Genomic DNA, 255 nt, shown 5'->3' with positions numbered 1-255 from the left:
ATCATTCAGATGATCAGAGTTCGGTTACGCAGCTAGGCATTGATGAGACCTCAGTAAGAAAAGGTCACGATTATGTGACGGTAGCAGCAGATCTAGCCTCAAGACGTGTCATTCATGTGACTCCTGGTAAAGATGCAGATACTATTGGGCAGATCAAAGATCACCTTAAAACCAAAGGAGTTGAGCCCATAGCAATTACAGATGCCTGTATAGACATGTCTACAGGCTTCATTGCAGGTATGCTAGAGCACTTTC

1 protein-coding gene is annotated in these 255 nt (G+C 43.9%); it reads left to right on the top strand.

What is annotated here, in order from left to right:
* Positions 1-74 precede the first annotated feature (74 nt).
* On the top strand, positions 75-255 hold a 181-nt coding region (locus tag CSQ79_RS26970; RefSeq protein WP_502693975.1), incomplete at its 3' end, for a transposase.

Source organism: Gloeocapsopsis sp. IPPAS B-1203, assembly GCF_002749975.1.
Classification (GTDB): Bacteria; Cyanobacteriota; Cyanobacteriia; order Cyanobacteriales; family Chroococcidiopsidaceae; genus Gloeocapsopsis.
Note: the sequence above shows the minus strand (reverse complement) of the source record. Positions and strands in the feature narration are given on the sequence as shown.